The 22005-nt window shown below is 56.9% G+C and carries 20 protein-coding genes; 18 read left to right on the top strand and 2 right to left on the bottom strand.

Annotated elements, in window-relative coordinates; all coding sequences use genetic code 11:
* The first annotated feature begins 5 nt into the window (after window positions 1–5).
* Entirely contained in the window at window positions 6–227 is a 222-nt protein-coding gene (locus QC823_RS10435; RefSeq protein WP_309656285.1) for a DUF2835 family protein, read from the top strand.
* On the opposite strand, the gene QC823_RS10430 is transcribed toward QC823_RS10435, so the two are convergent.
* Entirely contained in the window at window positions 224–1294 is a 1071-nt protein-coding gene (locus tag QC823_RS10430; protein WP_309656284.1) for a phytoene/squalene synthase family protein, read from the bottom strand. The genes QC823_RS10435 and QC823_RS10430 overlap by 4 nt on opposite strands.
* 247 nt (window positions 1295–1541) lie before the next feature.
* Between QC823_RS10430 and QC823_RS10425 the strand changes: the two genes are divergently transcribed.
* From QC823_RS10425 to QC823_RS10345, 17 genes are all read left to right on the top strand, one after another.
* Complete coding sequence (locus tag QC823_RS10425) at window positions 1542–2210, top strand: glutathione S-transferase (protein WP_309656283.1); 669 nt, start codon at window positions 1542–1544, stop codon at window positions 2208–2210.
* Between the two features lie 316 nt (window positions 2211–2526).
* Window positions 2527–2793, top strand: coding sequence for a 30S ribosomal protein S20 (rpsT, locus tag QC823_RS10420; protein WP_309656282.1), 267 nt, complete (start codon window positions 2527–2529; stop codon window positions 2791–2793).
* 162 nt (window positions 2794–2955) lie between these two features.
* Window positions 2956–4533: a murein biosynthesis integral membrane protein MurJ gene (gene murJ / locus QC823_RS10415; RefSeq protein ID WP_309656281.1), complete on the top strand. Its 1578-nt coding sequence runs from the start codon at window positions 2956–2958 to the stop codon at window positions 4531–4533.
* Window positions 4534–4695: 162 nt separating this feature from the next.
* Entirely contained in the window at window positions 4696–5730 is a 1035-nt protein-coding gene (gene ribF, locus QC823_RS10410; protein ID WP_309656280.1) for a bifunctional riboflavin kinase/FAD synthetase, read from the top strand.
* A gap of 7 nt (window positions 5731–5737) precedes the next feature.
* Window positions 5738–8569: an isoleucine--tRNA ligase gene (ileS, locus tag QC823_RS10405; protein ID WP_309656279.1), complete on the top strand. Its 2832-nt coding sequence runs from the start codon at window positions 5738–5740 to the stop codon at window positions 8567–8569.
* Entirely contained in the window at window positions 8562–9092 is a 531-nt protein-coding gene (gene lspA, locus QC823_RS10400) for a signal peptidase II (RefSeq protein WP_309656278.1), read from the top strand. Before ileS ends, lspA begins: the two co-directional genes overlap by 8 nt.
* Window positions 9093–9240: 148 nt before the next feature.
* Complete coding sequence (locus QC823_RS10395; protein ID WP_309656277.1) at window positions 9241–9687, top strand: RpnC/YadD family protein; 447 nt, start codon at window positions 9241–9243, stop codon at window positions 9685–9687.
* A 10-nt stretch (window positions 9688–9697) separates the two neighbouring features.
* Window positions 9698–10144, top strand: coding sequence for an FKBP-type peptidyl-prolyl cis-trans isomerase (gene fkpB, locus QC823_RS10390; RefSeq protein WP_309656276.1), 447 nt, complete (start codon window positions 9698–9700; stop codon window positions 10142–10144).
* Window positions 10145–10202: 58 nt separating this feature from the next.
* Window positions 10203–11183, top strand: a complete 981-nt coding sequence (ispH, locus tag QC823_RS10385) for a 4-hydroxy-3-methylbut-2-enyl diphosphate reductase (RefSeq protein ID WP_309656275.1) — start codon at window positions 10203–10205, stop codon at window positions 11181–11183.
* Between the two features lie 66 nt (window positions 11184–11249).
* Window positions 11250–11645, top strand: coding sequence for a type IV pilin protein (locus QC823_RS10380; RefSeq protein ID WP_309656274.1), 396 nt, complete (start codon window positions 11250–11252; stop codon window positions 11643–11645).
* Window positions 11646–11857: 212 nt separating this feature from the next.
* Window positions 11858–12325, top strand: coding sequence for a GspH/FimT family pseudopilin (locus QC823_RS10375; RefSeq protein WP_309656273.1), 468 nt, complete (start codon window positions 11858–11860; stop codon window positions 12323–12325).
* A complete protein-coding gene (gene pilV, locus QC823_RS10370; protein WP_309656272.1) occupies window positions 12318–12752 on the top strand; it encodes a type IV pilus modification protein PilV in 435 nt (144 codons plus the stop codon). The genes QC823_RS10375 and pilV overlap by 8 nt, the downstream gene beginning before the upstream one ends.
* Window positions 12753–12761: 9 nt before the next feature.
* A complete protein-coding gene (locus QC823_RS10365; RefSeq protein ID WP_309656271.1) occupies window positions 12762–13232 on the top strand; it encodes a PilW family protein in 471 nt (156 codons plus the stop codon).
* A 30-nt stretch (window positions 13233–13262) separates the two neighbouring features.
* On the top strand, window positions 13263–14417 hold the full coding sequence (locus tag QC823_RS10360; RefSeq protein WP_309656270.1) for a pilus assembly PilX family protein: 1155 nt from the start codon (window positions 13263–13265) through the stop codon (window positions 14415–14417).
* A 72-nt stretch (window positions 14418–14489) separates the two neighbouring features.
* Window positions 14490–15509, top strand: coding sequence for a tryptophan--tRNA ligase (locus tag QC823_RS10355; RefSeq protein ID WP_309656269.1), 1020 nt, complete (start codon window positions 14490–14492; stop codon window positions 15507–15509).
* 233 nt (window positions 15510–15742) lie between these two features.
* The gene (locus QC823_RS10350) at window positions 15743–16963 is read left to right on the top strand and encodes a YeeE/YedE family protein (protein ID WP_309656268.1); all 1221 of its coding nucleotides are present in this window, start codon (window positions 15743–15745) and stop codon (window positions 16961–16963) included.
* A gap of 370 nt (window positions 16964–17333) precedes the next feature.
* A complete protein-coding gene (locus tag QC823_RS10345) occupies window positions 17334–19010 on the top strand; it encodes an NAD-dependent malic enzyme (protein WP_309656267.1) in 1677 nt (558 codons plus the stop codon).
* Window positions 19011–19074: 64 nt separating this feature from the next.
* Here the strand turns inward: QC823_RS10345 and acnA are convergent, their stop codons facing one another.
* Complete coding sequence (gene acnA, locus QC823_RS10340) at window positions 19075–21831, bottom strand: aconitate hydratase AcnA (protein WP_309656266.1); 2757 nt, start codon at window positions 21829–21831, stop codon at window positions 19075–19077.
* Window positions 21832–22005: the final 174 nt, after the last annotated feature.

Below are 22005 nucleotides of genomic sequence, written 5' to 3'. Positions count from 1 at the left end.
GAGCAATGCATAGTATTGATATTGTGCTTCATCTCTCGTTTGACGAGTGTTTGGCTCACTACGAGGGGCGTATTGCCAATGTGCGCACGCGCAGTGTCGATGGACGCTGGGTGATTTTTCCCGCCGAGGCAATCCGCCGGGTGGTCACGCGCGACGGCGTGCATGGGACGTACCGACTTGCCTTCTCCGATGAAGGCAAGTTTATCAGCATCAAGCCGCTGCGCTAACGGGGCGTTGCGGCGTTGTCGTCAGCTCCCGCCTTCAGTTGGCCGATCTCTTGTTCCTGAACGCTGGGCAGTCGCTTGCCGCTCAGCTGAAAAACACCGCGCAGCAGCGTATCGTTGCCTACCGTGAGATTGTTCGTGGCGACGATGAAACGCAGCTGGCGCCGCGATATCTTAACCTGCGCGCTGGCCGTATAGCCTGGGTTGTTGGCAATCTTGCGCAGCGTGGCGAACGCCATGCCAATCGACCAGCTGCAAAAGCGTCGAATACCCGCTTCTGAGGCCGGGATACGCAGCGTGTACTCTTGAGCCAAGCGTAAATGATGATGGGCGACGGCGACCAGAAAGTGGATGCCGTCGCGATAGCCGGGGTGGTCTTGCCAGTGTTGTGTTTGTGTCAGGTCAATGCCGCGTGCCGCGAAGACGTCACGCGGGAGCCAGCAGATACCCCGCTGGCGGTCATCCCAAACGTCTTTCAAAATATTGGTCATTTGCAGCCCCTGGCCAAAGGCCAACGACAAGTGCCGCAGCTCCTCGCGCTGATCGTGGATACGCGGGTGGATATCGGCGAACAGCCGGGTCAGCATTTCGCCCACGCAGCCGGCGACCACGTAACAATAGTCGCGCAGGTAGCCGCTGTCTTTTAGGCCATACGGGTTTTTCAGGCGTTCGAAATCGGCCATGCCATGGCACATGGTGGTGACGCAGTCGCGCAAAGCCGCCTGTTGCTCGGCCGGCAGTTCGCCGAAGGCGCGCAGCACGCCGGGTGTTTGATTGATGAGCTCTCGTTCCAGTGGGTCTTGTATCAGGCCGGTACCGAGCAAGGCCTCGGAGAACTTTCGCGCGGCGCTTTCGTCATCCAGTCCTGCCAGCAGCCGCCGGTAGTGGGCGTCTTTGTCGTCGGGCGCCATGGCGGTGCTGTCTTCCACGGTGTCGGCAATGCGGCACAAAAGATAGGCATTGGTGATCGCCGGGCGCAGGGCTACTGGTAATTGCGGAATAGTCAGAGCAAACGTCCGGGAAACACCGGGCAGTAACCGGTTCTGTAGGGCGAGCGAGGCAGGCCTCATAGCAGCATCATCTCCGATGTCGGGAGCAGGTATTTTCCCCGCTCAAGCCAGGTCATAGTGAATGCCTCCGCTCTACCGGGATTGACGTGAAAAGGGTTATGGGCGATAACAAGGCCGCAAGATTAAAAGCGTACCGGCCTGGTCATCGACCTGCAACGGCTGATGCCATCCTCAATATCCCCGGCGGGGTAAGTACGACGTCAAACGCTTTATGTCAGCGGGGCGGTCACTGCCCTTGAGTATCTTTATGATTCACGTTCATTACCTGGAAAAGTCCCGTGCACATCGCATTCTCTGGCTGCTGGAAACGTTGGCCCTTGAATACGAGATTATCACCTACCCGCGTGATAGTAAGACCCAGCTCGCCCCCGACTCGCTCAAGCGTGTCCATCCATTGGGTAAGTCGCCGGTGATTACCGATGGCGATATTACCGTGGCGGAATCCGGCGCGATTATCGATTACCTGCTGAGCCGCTACGGCGAGGGGCGTTGCCAGCCAGGCGCTGACGAGACCGCAGAATGGGTCAATTACCGCTACTGGATGCACTACGCGGAAGGGTCGCTAATGCCGCTTTTGGTGATGCGCTTGGTGTTCGCTCAATTGCCTAAACAGTCGCCGTGGCTGATCAAGCCGATCGCCAAGGGCATTAACGCGACAGTGAATCAACGTTTTATCGCGCCGCAGTTAAATGATCACCTGGCCATGATCGAAAGTCATTTGCGTACGCGTCAGCAGTTTTCCACGGCTTGGCCAAGCGGTGCCGATGTGCAAATGAGCTTCCCCTTACAGGCACTGTCGATGTCACAATCGCTCAAACACTACCCCGCGACGGCGGCCTTTGTTGCGCGTATTGACGCCGATTTAGGTTGGCAGCGGGTCGTTGAGCGTGTCGGTCCGCTGACGCTGCCTGGTTAGGCGCTTTTTGGCCGCCCAGTGCCGGAAGAAGCGCTGTGGGAGGCCAGCACGGCCGGGCTTAAGCGCTAGCCAGGCGATTCGCTGCGTGATAGACTGCGCCATCCTCTCAGACAAGACCCGTGGACGGGCAGCCTAATTTGCTGCCGGTTGCACATTCTGGCTAGCGAAAAAGTTTAGCCAAATCAAAGCAGTGTTAATCCAACGCTGGCTTTGAAAACGTTACGGAAACGCTGTACTGAGGTTACGACCCAGGCGGCGATAATCAGTTAATCCGTTGCCAAAATAGGCAACCTTTTTTTCTCCAAGGAGATACCCTGTGGCGAACAGCAAGCAAGCTCGCAAGCGCGCCCGCCAGGCCGAGAACCGTCGCGTCCTGAAAGCTGGCCAGCGCAGCATGGTCCGCACCTACATCAAGCGTGTGATTAAGGCCATCAGCACCGGCGACCACGCGAAAGCGATGGAAGAGTTCAAGGTGGCGCAGCCGGTCATCGACCGCATTGCGGACAAAGACGTGCTGTCTAAAAAGAAAGCCGCGCGTCTAAAAAGCCGCTTGAACAAGCGCATTAAGGCACTGGCGGCGTAAGCCGGCAGGTGCCCTAAAAAACCGGCTGCGGCCGGTTTTTTTGTGTCTGTAACTGGCCTGGTTGAGGTGTGAGGGGGATGTAAAAGCCGTTCGGGAGCCTGTCGAAGACCATCTTTCGACAGGCACAGGGCGAGCGAAGATCATGGGCATCGGGAAGCGTGCATGAGCGAGCAAACACCAGCAGATTCAAAAATCACTCCCGCGCGCCGTGGCCTAATGGGCTCGGGGGTGATTGTCAGCGCCATGACCATGATCTCACGGGTGATGGGCTTGGCGCGCGACGTGGTGATCGCCGCGTTGTTGGGCGCGGGTAACGGCGCGGATGCGTTTTTTGTCGCCTTCAAAATCCCCAATTTTCTGCGCCGCCTGTTTGCTGAGGGCGCGTTTAATCAGGCGTTTGTGCCGGTGCTCTCGGAGTACTCGACGCAACGCACCCGGCAAGAGATTCGCGAGCTCTTAAACGCCACGGCAGGCAGCTTGACCGCGGTGCTGGCGCTGATCACGGCGGTGGCGATGCTCGGCGCGCCGTGGCTGGTGTGGATATTTGCCCCCGGCTTCGGCCGTGACCCGGAAAAGCTTGCGCTCACCGCCGATATGCTGCGGCTGACGTTTCCGTACCTGTTGCTAATTTCGCTGACGGCGTTTTCCGGCAGCGTGCTCAACACCTGGAACCGCTTTGCCGTGCCCGCCTTTACCCCGGTGCTGCTGAACCTGTCGCTGATCGGCGCGGCGCTTTTGCTAATGCCGCTGTTTGAGCAGCCCGCCATGGCGCTAGCCTGGGGGGTGTTGATTGCCGGGGCCGCGCAGTTGGCGTTTCAGGTGCCGTTTTTGCTGCGTTTGGGGCTTTTGCCCACGCCGTGGCCGCAGTTTGCCCACGAGGGCGTTAGGCGCATTCTCAAGTTGATGGCGCCGGCGCTGTTTGGGGTGTCGGTGTCGCAGATTAATCTGCTCCTCGATACCGTACTCGCGTCGCTGCTCGCGGCGGGCAGTGTGTCTTGGCTCTATTACTCCGACCGCTTGGTGGAGCTGCCGCTGGGTGTATTTGGCGTGGCCATCGGCACGGTGATTTTGCCCGCGCTCTCCAAGCGCCACGCCGAGCAGTCAAGCGCGCATTTTGCCGCCATGCTCGATTGGGCTATCCGGGTGGTGTTGCTGTTGGGGCTACCCGCCGCGCTGGCGTTAGCAGTGCTCGCCGAGCCGCTTCTGATTACGCTGTTTCACTACGGGGCGATGACCGATCACGATATTCAAATGGCGGCCATGAGCTTGCGCGCTTACGCCTTTGGGCTGTTGGCGTTTATGTTGATCAAAGTGCTGGCGCCGGGCTTTTTTGCCCGTCAAGATACCGCCACACCAGTGAAAGTCGGCATTATGGCGATGGTCGCCAATATGGTGTTTAACCTGTTGCTGATTTGGCCGCTAGCCCACGCGGGGTTAGCCTTGGCCACTGCGCTCTCGGCGTTTATGAACGCGGGGCTACTGGGCTATTTGCTGCGTAAGCAGGGCGTTTTGGTGCTTCAGCCCGGCTGGGGGCGTTTTGCCTGGCAGCTGATTGGCGGCAGTGCGGTGATGAGCGTGGGGCTTTACGTGCTTGCGCCAAATTGGCAAGCGTGGCTTGAGTTTGGGCTATGGCAGCGGGTGAGCTGGGTGGCGGCGCTGGTGGTGCTGGGCGCGGGGGTGTACTTTGCTTGGCTCGCCGCCTTTGGCTTACGCCTGCGTCATCTGAAAATGCACAGCTAACCCAGGTCAGGCATACTTTGCCGCCGGTGGGTTGGGTATAATCAGGCAATCTTTATTCTGTTCGTCCTTCGACAGGCTCAGGATGAACAGAAACCAGAACCGTTCGCCCTGAGCTTGTCGAAGGGGTGAGTTGAGCGCTTTATTTCAACGGCTTGAGGTGCCATGCGCGTCATTCGAGGACTGCACAACTTAACGTCAGCGGATCGTGGCTGCGTCGCCACCATCGGTAATTTCGATGGCGTGCACCGCGGCCACCAGGCGATTTTGCAGCAGTGTCGTGAGCATGCCGCGCGCTTGCAAGCGCCGTTGACCGTGGTGGTGTTCGAGCCGCAGCCGCGCGAGTTCTTCGCCGGTGAACAAGCACCGCCGCGCCTGACGCGCCTGCGCGAAAAAGTGCGCCTGCTGATGAAGCACGGCGCCGAGCGCGTGGTATGCCTGCCATTTAACGATGCCTTGCGCAGCCTTACCGGGCGTGAATTTATCGACCAAGTGCTGATTGAGGGGTTGGGCGTAAAACATTTAGTAGTCGGCGATGACTTCCGTTTTGGCTGTGATCGCCGCGGCGATTTCACCTTGTTGGAAGCCGTGGGCCGCGAGATGGGCTTCGGCGTTGAGCACACTCGCACGTTTACCATCGACGGTGAGCGCGTCTCCAGCACCCGCGTGCGCACGATGCTGGCGAGCGGCAACTTCCGCGCGGCGGCAACCCTGTTGGGGCGCGCTTATTCGCTCAGTGCCCGCGTCGTGCGCGACCAGCAGCTCGGGCGCACCATCGGCGTGCCCACCGCTAACCTGCCGCTGTTGCCTCAACCGCTAACGCTGCGCGGTGTGTTTGCCGTGGTTGCCGAGCGTGAAGATGGCACACGCTACCCCGGTGTCGCCAACGTGGGCTTTCGTCCTACGGTGGGTTCAGAACGCCCCACGCTGGAGGTTCACTTGTTTGATTTTGCCGGCGACCTTTACGGCGAGCGCTGCACCGTTTACCCCTGCGCACGGCTGCGCGGGGAGACCAAATTCGATGATTTTGACGCGCTAAAAGACCAGATCAAACGCGACCAGGCCCGCGCGCGACGCTTCCTGGCTGACTTTGCCAGGGGCGATGACATGCTGCCGCTGGCCTCGGCCCCGCTCGGGCGCGAGACTTCTTCTTTTGACTCCACCTCGGCTGGCAACGCCGCCGACGCTAACGATGGCTGACCGGACTATGGATTATAAGCACACGCTAAATTTGCCCGAAACCGACTTTCCTATGCGCGGCATGCTGCCCAAGCGGGAGCCCGGCCGAGTGTCGCAGTGGCAAGACATGAACCTGTATCAGCGCCTGCGCGAGACGCGCGCGGGTAAGCCGCTGTTTGTGCTCCATGACGGCCCTCCCTACGCCAACGGCAGTATTCATATCGGTCACGCCGTTAACAAGATTTTGAAAGACATCATCGTTAAGTCGAAAAACTTGGCGGGCTTTGACGCCCCTTACGTGCCCGGTTGGGACTGCCACGGCCTGCCCATCGAGCATAAGGTGGAAACCACCCACGGCAAGCACCTGGAACCCGAAAAAGCCCGTGGTCTGTGCCGTGAGTACGCCGCGGCGCAGATCGAAACTCAGCTGGTTGATTTCGTGCGCCTGGGCGTGGTCGGCGATTGGGATAACCCTTACCGCTCGATGGATTACGCCAACGAGGCCGGCGAGATGCGCGCGCTGGCCGATATGGTTAAGGCGGGCTACGTCTTCAAAGGCTTAAAGCCGGTCAACTGGTGTTTTGACTGCGGCTCGGCCCTGGCCGAAGCCGAAGTCGAGTACGCCGATAAAACCTCCGACGCCATCGACGTGGCTTTTCCGGTGGAAGAGGCGGGCAAACTGGCAATGGCCTTTGGTTTTTCTGAACTGCCCAAACCCACCGCCATCGTGATCTGGACCACCACGCCGTGGACCATCCCCGCTAACCAAGCGCTCAACGTCCACCCGGAATTTACCTACGCGTTGGTGGACACCGGCGAGCGGCTTCTGGTGTTGGCCGAAGAGCTGGTGGAAAGCTGCCTAGAGCGTTACGGCCTTCAAGGTGAAGTGATCGCCACCGCGAAAGGCGAGGCGCTGGATCGCATTTATTTCCGTCACCCGTTTTATGATCGCCTCTCGCCGGTTTATCTGGCGGACTACGTCGAGTCTGAAGTGGGCAGCACCGGTATCGTGCACACAGCACCCTCTTACGGCGTTGATGACTTCAACATCTGCCGCGACCACGGCATGAGCTTTGACGACATGCTCAACCCGGTGCAGGGCAACGGCGTGTATGCCGATGATTTGCCCTTTTTCGGGGGGCAGATGATCTGGAAGGCCAACCCGCAGATCGTCGACAAGCTGCGCGAAGTCGGCGCGCTGATGAATCACACACCGTATCAGCACAGCTACATGCACTGCTGGCGCCACAAAACGCCGGTGATCTACCGCGCCACGGCGCAGTGGTTTGTGGGCATGGACGTGGCAGGTAAAGACGGCAAAACTCTCCGTGAGCGCGCCCTTGAGGGTATCGAGGCGACGCAATTCACCCCGGCCTGGGGGCAGGCGCGCCTGCACTCGATGATCGCCAACCGCCCAGACTGGTGTATCTCGCGCCAGCGCAACTGGGGCGTGCCGATCCCATTCTTTTTGCACAAAGCGACCGGCGAGCTGCACCCGCGCACCATTGAGCTGATGGAAGAAGCCGCCAAGCGTGTCGAGAAAGAGGGCATCGATGCCTGGTTCCGTCTCGACCCCGCCGAGCTTCTGGGCGCGGAAGCGGCCGAGTACGACAAAGTTACCGACACGCTGGACGTGTGGTTTGACTCCGGCACCACGCACCGCCACGTGCTGCGCGGCTCGCACCCGCACGGCCACGAGACAGGCCCGCGGGCGGATTTGTACCTGGAAGGCTCCGACCAGCACCGTGGCTGGTTCCACTCCTCGCTGCTCACCGGCTGCGCCATCGACGGCCACCCGCCGTATCGCCAGCTGCTGACCCACGGCTTCACCGTCGATGCCCAGGGCCGCAAGATGTCCAAATCCATGGGCAACGTGGTCGCGCCACAAGAGGTAATGGACAAGCTCGGCGCCGACATTCTGCGCCTGTGGGTCGCCTCCACCGACTACTCCGGTGAGATGGCCGTATCGGATGAGATCTTGAAGCGCACGGCGGACGTGTATCGCCGTATTCGCAACACCGCACGCTTTTTGCTTTCTAACCTGAACGGCTTTGACCCGGCCAAAGACGCCGTGGCGTTTGGCGATATGCTGGCGTTGGATCAGTGGGTGGTGGATCGCGCCGCGCAGCTGCAGGGCCGTATTAACACCGCGTATGAAGAGTACCGCTTCCTCGATGTTTACCAGCAGGTGCACGGCTTCTGCGCCCGCGAACTTGGCGGCTTCTACCTCGACGTCATCAAGGATCGCCAATACACCACACAAACCGATTCGCTCGCCCGGCGTAGCGCGCAAACCGCGCTCTACCACGTGGTCGAAGCGCTTAGCCGTTGGGTGGCGCCGATTCTCTCCTTCACTGCCGAGGAGATTTTTGAACACATTCCGGGTGAGCGCGGCGATAGCGTGCTGCTGGAAGAGTACTACACCGGCCTTGAAACACTGGATGGCAACGCCGAGATGGGGCGCGCCTTCTGGGAGCACGTGCTGGAAGTGAAAAACGCGGTCAACAAACGCCTGGAAGACGCCCGTAACGCCAAGGTGATCAAAGGCAGCCTCGCCGCCGAGGTAACGCTTTACGTGGATGACACACTCCATACGATGCTTGCCAAGCTCGGCGATGAGCTGCGCTTTGTGATGCTCACCAGCGAAGTCACGCTCAAGCCGCTGGCTGAGGCGCAAAACGCCGAAAGCACCGAGCTTGAGGGCTTGAAAGTCGCCGTGGCGGCAAGCGACAACACCAAGTGCGAGCGCTGCTGGCACCACCGTGAAGACGTGGGCAGCCATGCGGAACATCCGGACCTGTGCGGGCGCTGTATCAGCAACTTGGCCGAAGGCCCCGGCGAGTCGCGCCGCTATGCCTAAGACGCAGCCTGAGACGCAAGCCGTATCGCCCATGCGGCGGCCGCTGCGTTGGCTGTGGCTGGCGCTGGCGGTGGTCGTGCTTGATTTGGCGACCAAATACGCCGCCAGCGCATGGCTTAACTACGCCGACCCGGTGGAGGTGCTGCCGTTTTTCAACCTGACACTGCTGCACAACACCGGCGCGGCATTTAGCTTTCTCGCCGATCACCCCGGCTGGCAGCGCTGGTTTTTTGCCACGGTGGCAATCGGTGCGAATATCGCGCTAACCGTGTGGCTCTCGCGGCTAAAAGCCGATGAAAAATTGCTGGCGGTCGCGCTGCCGCTGATCATCGGCGGGGCGTTGGGCAATCTGTATGATCGGCTGGTCCACGGCTACGTGGTGGATTTTCTCTCTTTCCACGTGGCGGGGTGGTACTACCCCGCGTTCAACATTGCCGATATTGGCATCACCCTCGGCGCGGCTGGGCTGATTTGGGAGTCGATCTTCGGCGAACGCCGGCGCAGGAAGCAGACGGATGAGTGATGGATAAGACTGACTTTATCCGGCGTAGAAAGAGGTACTGGACTTTACCTTTCCGTTGATCACCCTTAGTGAACTACCGCATCGAGATGCGCTATTAAGCAGCAGGAACCCTTTTGCTGTTATCGTGCAAGCGCAGCGCGAAGCTCATGTGACGCGGCAAAACCAACAGGCACGTCTACTGTCAAAGTTTGCGTTGATTAAATATCTACTGTTGACCGGCTACCAGCGCCAAGATGTTTTGGAACTACTGCGGCTGGTCGATTGGATGCTAGCGCTACCTCCGGAGCTAGAGTTACAGCTTGAAGACCAGGTGGCACGCCTTGAGGAGGAACAGAACGTGGCCTATGTTACATCGTTTGAGCGCATCGCCGAGAAGCGCGGTATGGAGCGAGGCATGGAACGTGGTATGGAGCGCGGCATGACGCGTGGCTCTCAGAGAACATTACGTAAGTTGCTCACGTTGAAGTTTGGCGAGCTTCCTTCCTGGGCGGAGCAACGTTTGGTGGAGGCGAACTCCGAGCAGCTTGATTTATGGCTTGAGCGCGTCCTTGAGGCCGAGCAGCTAGAAGCGGTTTTTGAATTACCATCACATTAACGGATACATGATGAGCGATTACGCAATCGGTGAAGGCATGGAAATCACCTTGCACTTCACGCTGAAATTAGAAGATGGCACCGTGGTGGACTCCACCAAAGAAAAAGCGCCGGCGACGTTTCAGTTTGGCGATGGCAACTTGCCGCCGGGGTTTGAAAACCCCCTCAAAGGCATGGCCGCAGGCGAAAGCGGCACCTTTGAGATTACGCCTGAGCATGCGTTCGGCCAGCATAACCCCCAGAATATCCAGACGTTGAAGCGCGATGACTTTGGTGACGAAACGCCGGAGCTGGGGATGGTGCTCTCGTTTGCCGATAAAGCGGGAACGGAATTGCCTGGCATGGTCAAAACGATTGACGGTGACCGGATTGAGGTGGACTTTAACCACCCGCTGGCGGGGCGTACCCTGACCTTTGACGTCGAGGTGCTGGACATAAAGCCCGCGACGACGCATTAACGGCACGACGCGTTTTTAGTTCCACTTTTCAGCGATGCTCGGCATCAAGGCGCGATTTATGCAATCACAGCAGCAAACACACCCCATCGAAATCAAACTGGCCAACCCGCGCGGCTTTTGCGCGGGGGTTGACCGGGCAATCGATATTGTTAACCGGGCGTTGGATGTGTTTGGCCCACCGATCTACGTGCGCCATGAGGTCGTTCACAACCGCTTTGTGGTCGATACGTTGCGCGAGCGCGGCGCGGTGTTCGTTGAAGAGCTGGATGAAGTGCCGGATGACGTCATCGTAATTTTCTCTGCCCACGGGGTTTCCCGCGCGGTGCAGGAAGACGCTGAGCGACGTGGGCTGAAAGTTTTCGATGCCACCTGCCCGCTGGTCACGAAAGTTCACATGGAAGTGCTGCGCTACGCCAAGCGCGGCCAGGAGTGCATTCTGATTGGCCACGAAGGCCACCCCGAAGTGGAAGGCACCATGGGGCGCTACGACACCTCCCACGGAGGGCGTATCTATCTGGTGGAAGATGAGCACGACGCGGCCAATTTAGAGGTCAAAGATCCCACAACGCTGGCGTTTGTGACCCAGACCACGCTCTCAATGAGCGACACCGCCAAGGTCATCGAGGCGCTGCAGGAAAAATTTCCCGAGATCAGCGGGCCGCGCACGGACGATATCTGCTACGCCACCCAAAACCGCCAAGACGCGGTGCGCGAGCTGGCCGCCGAGAGTGATTTGGTGCTGGTGGTGGGCAGCCCCAACAGTTCCAACTCTAATCGCCTGCGAGAGCTTTCTGAAAGTGTGGGTACACCCGCGTATTTGATCGACAATGCCGAGCAAATCGATGAGAGTTGGCTGGATAACGTGCAGCGCATCGGCGTCACCGCCGGCGCCAGCGCGCCCGAGGTACTGGTGAAAGGCGTGATCGAGCGGCTGAAGTCTCACGGCGCTGCCACACCGGAAGAACTCGAAGGCCGCGAAGAAACCATCACTTTCTCCATGCCCCGTGAGCTGCGTCAACAGGTGATCGCCAGCGGATGATGCAAAGTGTATCGGCTTGCGACATACTGAAAACGTATGAAACGCCGATAACAGGAGCATTACCCCGTGTCATTTACTCGCCAGCCTGCAAATCGCCAGCACGGTTTCACCCTGATAGAGCTAATGATTGTTGTCGTGATCATCGGCATCATCGCCTCCGTTGCTTACCCCAGCTACACGCGCTATGTAGAGCGCAGTCGTCTTAGTGATGGCAAAGCCGGTTTGATGCAGGCCGCGTCGGAAATGGAGCGCTGCTACACTTCAAATTATAGTTATCCAAGTGATTGCTTTTCAGATAGACCGTCACCTGAAGGTGTGTATACGATAACAATTTTTCAGCCTGATTCTGGTTCTGCCTCTACTTATCGAATTAAAGCAACTAATGGCACAAACGTGCCTGCTAACTGCGTGGAGCTGTGGATCGAGAGCGATGGTGATCGGGGGCCGGATGATTGCTGGTAAAGCCCTGTAGGAGCGCAATTTATTGCGCGAACGTGGGTAAATTCGCCCGATAAATCGGGTTCCTACAAGGCTGGCGCAGTATTTGACCGCTCGCCCTGAGCCTTTCGAAGGGTGAGCGGAAAGGGATAAGCTTCTAGGCAAGGCCCAATATCCTTCGACAAGCTCAGGATGAACGGCATCACTCAAGCGGCATCACGCACCAACGGGGAATCATGAAACAACGCGGCTTCACGTTAATCGAGCTACTGATTACTTTAGCCATCGCGGCAATTCTCGCCACGGTGGCCGTTCCCGCGTTTAATACTTTTCTCGCCCGCCAGCAGCTTGCCAGTGATGTGAACGAAATGATCTCGGTGTTGAGTTTTGCGCGTAGCGAAGCGATCAAGCAGCGTACCGATGTAAGCGCAAAAATATCCAGTGGGCCACCTTGGGCGATTACCGTGACGCGCAATAGTGATGATGGTAGTGATGGTCTGATGTTACGCCGTATAGAAGGTCGAAGAAGCGATATTGGTATTTCCAATGATACGGAGCTTACGTTCGGTTCGTTAGGCGCTAGAGAAAACTGCACCCCTGAAGACTGCCAATTTACAGTGAGTCACGATGATATGGTGACTTCTCGACTAATTGAGATAAGCCCGGCTGGCGGTATTCGCAGAGAGGTGCTCAAAAATGATTAAACAGCGCGGCTTTAGCCTAATCGAAGCACTGATCGCCCTCGTCGTTCTTTCCCTTGGGCTAATCGGCATGGCGGGGATGCAGCTCAAGGCACTGAATAGCGCTACCCAAGCTTATCAGCGTTCGGTTGCCACGCTTGCAGCCGTGGATGCGCAGGAAAGATTGTGGGCAGCGTTGGCACAATTACCCAGTGGAGACGATTGCTCCGATATTGATCCCCAAGATGCAGTATCGCCTGGTGATGAAAGTATCGAAGATATATGGATAGAGCACTGGTTTGATGGCAGTGAAACACCAATCCGAGGTTCCAACGGTACTATTTCTTCACTAGAAGGCGACTGCGAATTCAAGATCATTATTGCCCTCGATCAGGTTCCTGACAATACCGACGGCAATTTTACTTATACTTTTCGCTTGCCTGAGCTTTGAGGCTTCTCTATGTTAAACCAGCATCAAAAAGGTTTTACTCTCGTTGAACTAATGGTGGCTATGGCTATCGGTACACTGGTGATTCTGGGTGCTGGGCAGCTTTTTATTACGACACTAAAAACTTTCCAGAAAGTGGAAGAAATAAGCCGAAAACAAGAAGTGGTAGTGTTTGCTGCCAATACACTAGTGAATGGCTATCGAAAAGGTAATGGTAATTATGAATTGCAATCGACAAAAGATAGTAGTGGTAATGAGTTAGATGAATGCTCCATTTTTGACTTGGATATCGAACCTAATTCACAACCTATTGTTGGTGGATTGGCTGATGATTTTGATTGCGATAATAATCGTTTCGTCCAGGATGCTGGGTTAAATGGATATAGAAAGTTTACGCTAGATTTCGAACGTGACGGCGATACTTTGGAAACACTTTCCTTTCATGTAATGAATAGGTCCCAAGCCGTTAATCCAGTGCAATAGCCATTCCTATATTTCCCGAGGTGCTGTGATATGAACACGCAACCCATACCTAAAAAGCAAAAAGGGGCCGCCCTCGTTATCGTAATGGTATTGCTCGCCAGCGGCTTGATAATTGGTATTTCTGGCATGAGCTCTGCGCTAATTGATGAAAGGCTGGCGGGAAATTATCGCGCTTCAGCTTTAGCGCAGATGGCAGCTGAAGTAGGTGCATCGGTTAAAATTGAAAATGTTAAAGATGATTCAAGTTTCAATGTGTCTGGAAATACTAAAAGTTGTCGTAAAGCATCAGGAAGCGATGAGAATGGCGTGTATGAAGATATTTTAGATGATTTGGGTAGTTTTAATGGTTATGGACGCAGTGAAGTTGAGTACGAAACTTCATATTATGTTGGGTATTACTATGTAGGCTGTAAACAAGGCGATGAAGATGCTGACATTGTTGTGGGTCAAGTAAAAGAATCGGAAAGCTCCGATAGTGTTATCTCTATACATTTCATATTGGTTGCAAATAAACCTGATGACGGTGATGAAGACGATGTAGGACTGACTTTAGGTGGGTCTCCTGAAGCACTTGCACCTCTAGTTTGTTTGTCTAGTAGCTGTGGGTGGAACGATAATAATGTTTCAGGATATTTCGATGGAAGGACACATCCTGTTCCAAGTGATTTTGGATGTAATGGCGATAGCTGTCGAACTAGTCCTGAAGGAGAAGAGGGAGAAGCGATCAGCTATGATCCGGATTCAAAAAGTAAATGGGATGACTTTCTATATGGTCCCCCACCTCTAGAATTTAATAGGTCGATTACTGGCGGTGGTGGAGAAAAGTTATCCCAAGGTGAACGGGGCGTTTTTGAAAATATAGAAGTACTTTCTGGAAATAAGGGTAAAAATAGTGTGAGTGCTGGTGGGAATTTAAATACATCTGGGATAATAGTTATAAGAAATGGTGCAACGTTAGATGCGAATGGCACTGGGCATCATGAGGGTTTGATTATTGTCGAGGAAGGCGGAACGCTAGAAATGGGTAATAATTACAATGTGTATGGTGCTGTTGTGGCAATGGGGAATATAACTTTGGATGCGGGGAATGGCGGTCAGGGAGGTGTGCGGTATAGTACGTTTTCTTCAGGAGAAGATAGCAATGATGGCGATAATGCAGGCGGCTTAGTCTGGCTCCCACTCTAACTTCGGCTTTGCCCGTTCGCCTTGGCAATGGCGTCGCGTTATCATGGCGCCATTTGACCAAGAGCCTGAGCCATGACCCAACCCAAAACCCGTGTTCTCACCGGCATCACCACCACCGGCACCCCGCACCTTGGCAACTACGTCGGAGCGATCAAGCCGGCGATTGAAGCGAGCCAAGACCCTAGCGTGCAGTCGTTCTACTTTATGGCCGACTACCACGCGTTGATTAAATGCCAAGACCCGAAGCAAGTGCAGCAGTCGCGCTTGGAAATCGCCGCGACATGGCTGGCGCTGGGGCTGGACACCGATAACGCGATTTTCTACCGCCAGTCGGATATCCGCGAGATCCCCGAGCTTACCTGGATGCTCTCTTGCGTGTGTGCCAAAGGGTTGATGAACCGCGCCCATGCCTACAAGGCCGCCGTGGCGGAGAACGAAGAAGCGGGCAATCAAGACCCGGATAAAGGCATCACCATGGGGCTGTTCGGCTACCCGGTGCTGATGGCGGCGGATATCTTGATGTTCAACGCCAACAAGGTGCCGGTCGGGCGCGATCAGATTCAGCATATCGAGATGGCCCGCGATATCGCCGGGCGTTTTAACCACCTTTATAAAGGCCAATATTTCACCCTGCCCGAGGCGGTGGTGGATGAAAAGGTAGAAGTGCTGCGCGGCTTAGACGGGCGCAAGATGTCCAAGAGTTACCACAACACCATTCCGCTGTTTGTCTCCGAGAAGAAGCTGCAAAAGCTGGTGCGCAAGATCAAAACCAACTCACTCGAACCCGGCGAACCCAAAGACCCAGACACCTGCACGCTGTTTCAGATCTATTCTGCCTTTGCCTCAAGTGAAGAAACCGAGGCCATGCGCGCGCAGTACGCCGAGGGTATTGGTTGGGGCGATGCCAAAAACCAGGTGTTTGAATACCTTAACGCCCACCTAGCCGAGCCCCGTGAGCGTTACAACGCCCTGATGGAAGACCCCGGTCACATTGAAGCCGTGCTGCAAAAAGGCGCCGAGCGCGCACGGGAAGAAGCCACGGTGACCATGGACAAACTGCGTGATGCGGTTGGGTTGGGGCGGTTTATTTAACGCCATCCCATTCGCCCTGAGCCTGCCGAAGGGTGATAAAGCGCTGCTTTTTATCCTTCGACAAGCTCAGGATGACCGGTGGTGGCGCGTTCAAGATGGTCGCGCTTATATCTAGATAGAATAAAAACGTCACGATAAAGAATTTTAAGTTATTTTTTTCTAGCGTTATTCTGATCCCCATTTTTAAAGCGCCCGTTGCATAGCAGGCGCTTTTTCAACCTAAGGGGATGGTTATGTCTACCGCTTCTGCCTCAATGGCGGCATCGCAGCCGCGCTCCCGCGTGCCGTTGGTGGCGGGTGCGCTGATTGTGCTGGGCGCCTTGATGATTGGTGCCGTGTTTGATGCCAACACCGGCTTGCTGATGATTGTCGGTGGCCTTTTGGGCATGGTGCTCTACCACGCCGCGTTTGGTTTTACCTCGGCGTGGCGGGTGTTTATTACCGAGCGCAAAGGGCGCGGCCTGCGGGCGCAAATGGTGATGCTGGCGATTGCCGTGGTGTTGTTCTTCCCCGCGCTTGGGACGGGCTCGCTGTTTGGCACGCCGGTTTACGGCTTTGTCGCGCCGATTGGCGTCTCGGTCATTGTCGGGGCGTTTATTTTCGGGCTGGGGATGCAGCTTGGCGGCGGTTGTGCGTCGGGCACGCTGTTCACCGCGGGGGGTGGCAACGCCAGGATGATGATCACGCTGCTGTTCTTTATCGTCGGCTCCGTGATTGGCTCGGCGCATTTCGCCTGGTGGCAAAGCCTGCCCTCGTTTCAGCCGGTGTCGCTGGTGAACGTGGCGGGCACTGGGGGCGGCATTGCCATTAGCTTGGCACTTTTTGCCGCCATTGCCGCTTTCACCGTGGTCATGGAGAAACGTCGCCATGGGCAATTAGAGCAGGCGCCTGCGGTTAACAAGCACGGTATGGAGCGTTGGCTGACCGGCCCTTGGCCGTTGGTGGCGGGGGCCGTGGGGCTGGCGCTGTTGAACTTTGCCACCCTGGCCTTGGCGGGGCGCCCGTGGGGTATTACCTCGGCGTTTGCCCTGTGGGGCGCCAAAGCGTACACATTGGTTGGCGGTGATGTGAGCCAGTGGGGTTACTGGCAATTCTCCTGGAATGCGGCCGCGCTAGAAGCGAGCGTGTGGCGCGATATCACCACGGTAATGAACGTTGGCATTATCCTTGGGGCGTTAGCGGCGGCCAGTTTGGCGGGGCGTTTTGCGCCGAACTTCAAGATTCCGTTGAGATCTGTCGTGGCCGCTGTCATTGGCGGGCTGATGCTGGGCTATGGCGCGCGGTTGGCTTTTGGCTGCAACATCGGCGCCTATTTTAGCGGTATCGCCTCCGGTAGCCTGCATGGCTGGGTATGGCTGGTGGCGGCGTTCGCCGGCAATATGCTCGGCGTGAAGCTGCGGCCTTACTTCTTCGCGGGAGAAGCAGGGAAAAAACCGGCAGCAAAAACGTGCTAACTACCCGCCACCATTAATCAATGCGCCTCGGCTTTTGGTCGGGGCGTTTTCGTTTTAACGCACGGGGCATGCTAGGTTGTCATGACATTGGCAACGAGGCCCCTGGCGTGGCGAAGCTTTTTTTCAACGACCGTCTTCTCAACAGCACCCTTCCCAAAAGAGCCGCTATTGGCGCTGGCTACAATACCTCGGCGGCGCGCTGATTGTGGCGTTGTTGCTGGCGGAAAGAGTGGGCGTGATACGTGCCAAAGTCCTCCTAACAGGTAAAGAGTTTGCCTTAGGGCCGTGTTACATTATGGCTATGCTAACGTAAGTGCTTGGTTTTATTGCGCTGCAGCAGTCATCAGAGATAAAAATGCGGAGAGTGCCCATGACCCACGAAAAACGTCCCCTGTATATTCCTTATGCTGGCCCATCGCTTTTGGAGATGCCGCTGCTCAACAAGGGCAGCGCGTTCTCCCAGCAGGAGCGTCTGGCGTTTAATTTGATTGGGCTCTTGCCGCAAAAGGTCGAGACCATTGAGGATCAGCTAGCGCGCGCGTATCGCCAGTATCAGCAGTGCCGCAGTGACCTTGAGCGCCATATTCATCTTCGCGCGATTCAAGACGACAACGAAACGCTCTACTTCCGCTTGGTTTCTCAGCACTTGGAAGAGATGCTGCCGATTATTTATACCCCCACCGTGGGCAAGGCGTGCCAAGAGTTCTCTAATATTTATCGCAATCACCGGGGGCTTTTTATCGGCTACTCGGATCGCGAACACATGGACGACATTTTGCGCAGCGCCACCAAAGACAACGTCAAGGTGATCGTGGTGACCGACGGTGAACGCATTTTGGGGTTGGGTGATCAAGGCATCGGCGGGATGGGTATCCCGATTGGTAAGCTGGCGCTTTATACCGCGTGCGGGGGAATTAGCCCGGCCTATACGCTGCCCATCATGTTGGACGTGGGCACCAACAACCAAGCGCTGCTGGATGACCCCATGTACATGGGCTGGCGCCACGAGCGGGTGAGTCAGGAGGAATATGACGCCTTCATGGACGAGTTTGTGGCCGCGGTCAAACGCCGCTGGCCGAACGTGCTGCTGCAGTTTGAAGACTTTGCCCAAGCCAATGCGGTTCCGCTATTAGAGCGCTACCGCGACGAGCTTTGCTGTTTCAACGATGACGTGCAGGGAACGGCATCCGTCGTGGTGGGCACCTTGATGGCGGCTTGCCAAGCGCGGGAAGAGACCATTGCGGGGCAGCGCGTGGTATTTGTCGGCGGTGGCTCGGCCGGCTGTGGCATCGCCGAGCAAGTGGTGGTGTCGATGATGGCGGAAGGCTTAAGCGAAGCGGAGGCTCGCTCGCGCATCTACATGGTCGACCGTGACGGGTTGATGACCTCGGATCAAACGTGGCAGCGCGATTTTCAGCGCCGTTTAGCCCACGACCCGACACTGGTGGCAGAGTGGAACGGCCAGGCGTTGGAAGAGACCATCGCGCAAATCAAGCCGACCGTGTTGATTGGCGTGTGCGGTCAGCAAGGGATTTTTACCGAAGACGTGATTCGCACCATGCACGCCGGCTGCGAGAACCCCGTCATTATGCCGCTCTCCAACCCGACCTCCCGCGCCGAAGCGTTGCCAGAGGATGTTATCCATTGGACGGACGGCAAAGCGCTCGTGGCAACCGGTAGCCCCTTCGCGCCGGTGGTGCATAACGGCCGCACCTACCCTATCGCGCAGTGCAATAACGCCTATATCTTCCCCGGTATTGGGCTTGGGGTGCTCGCCGCGAATGCCTCGCGAGTGACCGATGAAATGCTGATGAGTGCGTCACGTGCGTTGGCACGCGAAGCGCCGCTGGTAAAAGAAGGTAAAGGGGCGCTATTGCCGCCGCTTTCGCGCATTAATGAGATCAGTAAGTCCATTGCCTTTGAGGTCGCCGCGCAGGCGCAACAAAACGGCGTGGCCTTGAAAACAAACGGTACCAAGCTGCGCGAGTCCATCGAGCGTAATTGTTGGTCGCCGGAGTATCGCGCTTACCGCCGTCGCGCGTTTTAATCTCAAACAAAAAAAGCCCCCACCGAGGTGGGGGCTGCAAGCATTGGATCGGTCGGTTGCCCGACTAGGCTGCGCCAATCATATTGCGCAACACATAATGAAGGATACCACCATGACGGTAGTACGCCAGCTCATTAGCGGTATCGATTCGACATTTGGCGTTAAGGTCGTGCACTTCACCGTCAGCTTTCAAGATTCTGACCTTAACATTGCCGCCTGGGCTTAGCTCGGAAAGCCCTTCGATAGAGACTTCTTCATCCCCGGTTAACCCGAGCGTTTGACGGCTCTCGCCTTCGGGGAACTGCAGCGGTACCACGCCCATGCCGATCAGGTTGGAGCGGTGGATACGTTCGAACGATTCAGCGAGCACCGCACGCACGCCGAGAAGCCGCGTGCCCTTGGCCGCCCAATCGCGCGAGGAACCAGTGCCGTACTCCTTGCCAGCAATAACGACAAGCGGTTTGCCTTCCTCTTTGTACTTCATGGCGGCATCAAAGATCGCCATCTGCTCGCCGCTTGGCACGTGGCGGGTTTCACCGCCGATCACGCCGTCGAGCATCTCGTTTTTGATCCGCACGTTGGCGAAGGTGCCACGCATCATCACTTCGTGGTTACCGCGGCGCGAGCCGTAGGAGTTGAAATCGACTGGCTTGACGCCGTGTTCCTGCAAGTAACGGCCAGCGGGGCTATCGGGCTTGATCGCACCGGCCGGTGAGATATGGTCGGTGGTCACTGAGTCGCCGAGCATCGCCAACACCCGCGCGTTTTTCACGTCGTCAATGGCGTCGGGCTCACGGTCCATGCCTTCAAAGAAGGGCGGATGCTGGATATAGGTCGACTCTGGCCACTGATAAACCTTGCTTTGCGGTACATCGATCGCTTTCCAGGTGTCGTCACCTTCAAATACCGCGCCGTATTCCTTGCGGAACATCTCGGTATTCACTTGCGCCACGGCTTCGGCGATCTCCGCTTGCGACGGCCAAACGTCTTTCAAGTACACCGGGTTGCCGTCGCTATCAAAGCCTAGCGCGTCTTGGGTAAGGTCGCACTGCACGTTGCCGGCGAGCGCGTAGGCCACCACTAACGGCGGCGAGGCGAGCCAGTTGGTCTTCACCAGCGGGTGAACGCGACCTTCAAAGTTACGGTTACCCGAGAGCACCGAGGCAACGGTTAAATCCCCATCGGTGACGGCTTTCTCGATTTCTTCCGGCAATGGGCCGGAGTTACCGATACACGTCGTGCAGCCATAGCCCACCAAGTTGAAGCCGAGTGCGTCTAAATCGTCGTTCAGGTTGGCGGCTTCGAGGTAATCGGTGACCACCTTGGAGCCGGGTGCGAGCGATGTTTTAACCCACGGCTTGGTGGTTAAGCCTTTCTTGCGGGCATTGCGCGCGACAAGGCCGGCCGCCATCATCACGCTGGGGTTGGAGGTGTTAGTGCAGGATGTGATCGCCGCAATTACCACCGCGCCTGGGTCGAGCTTGAACGCTTCGCCTTTGAAGTTGACGTCTTGGCTGTCGTCGTGCTCATAGCTGCGCTCGACGCCCACGGCGGTTTGGCCGCCTTCCGAGTCGAGTTTACCCGGCGATGATTGCGGTTCCATCGTTTTGCCGTCGTCTTGCATGACTTGGGCGAAAGCCGTCGGCATGTCTTTCAGCTCAACGCGGTCTTGCGGACGCTTCGGACCGGCAAGGCTGGCTTCAACTTCGTCCATGTCCAGGTGTAGCGAGTCGGTGAAGACCGGCTCGTCACCCGGCTCGCGCCATAAGCCTTGACTCTTGCTGTAGGCTTCCACCAGCGCCACCTGCTCGTCGTCGCGGCCGGTTAAACGCAGGTAGTTGAGCGTTTCATCGTCAACCGGGAAGAAGCCACAGGTAGCGCCGTATTCCGGGGCCATGTTGGCGATGGTGGCGCGGTCGGCCAGGGGTAAATCTTTTAGGCCGTCACCGTAGAACTCAACAAACTTACCGACAACGCCTTTCTTGCGCAGCATTTCGGTGACCGTCAGTACAAGGTCAGTGGCGGTGATGCCTTCGCGTAGCTTGCCGGTAAGCTTAAAGCCGATCACTTCCGGGATCAGCATCGACACCGGCTGGCCAAGCATGGCGGCTTCCGCTTCGATGCCGCCAACGCCCCAGCCGAGCACGCCCAAGCCGTTAATCATGGTGGTGTGGGAGTCGGTGCCCACGAGCGTGTCAGGGTAGGCAAAGGTCTTGCCGTCTTCCTGTTTCGTCCACACCGTTTGGCCAAGGTACTCCAGGTTGACCTGGTGGCAAATGCCGGTACCGGGCGGTACCACGCGGAAGTTATCAAACGCTTCCTGCCCCCAGCGCAGAAATTCGTAACGCTCGCGGTTACGCTGCATCTCAATATCGACGTTATCCTGAAACGCTGTCGCGTTGCCAAAATTATCCACCATGACCGAGTGGTCAATGACCAGATCCACCGGTGTCAGCGGATTGATGCGCGCCGGGTCTTCGCCAAGCTTGGCAACGGCGGCGCGCATGGAAGCAAGGTCCACCACGCCGGGCACGCCGGTAAAGTCTTGCATCAGCACGCGTGCCGGGCGGTAACCGATCTCACGGCTCGATTTGCCTTCTTTCTGCCAATCGACCAGCGCTTGCATATCTTCTACCGCAACGCTCTCGTCATCGGCGAAGCGTAACTGGTTTTCAAGCAGGGTTTTGAGTGTCTTAGGCAGGCGGTCGATGTTACCTAGCACGCTGGCGGCGTGAGGGAGGCTGTAGTAGTGATAGTGCTGGCTACCCACCGTGAGGGTCTGTAACGCCTCGGCTTGTAGCGATTCGGGACTCTTGCTCATAGGTTTCTCCTTTTCAACGATTCAGCCTAGCGGCCGTTTCGCAGAGCGACGATCTGGGTTTTCTTTTACCGTGTCTTCTCTTGGTGTTGGGTACCTCGACAATCGTTTTCGACAGCAGGCGACTCAATACACTAATAGCACATGGGTGTGTGGATAAATGATTTCAAGGCAATA

Source organism: Vreelandella vilamensis (genome assembly GCF_031451755.1).
GTDB lineage: Bacteria > Pseudomonadota > Gammaproteobacteria > Pseudomonadales > Halomonadaceae > Vreelandella > Vreelandella vilamensis.
This window is presented reverse-complemented; position numbering and strand designations above follow the sequence as displayed.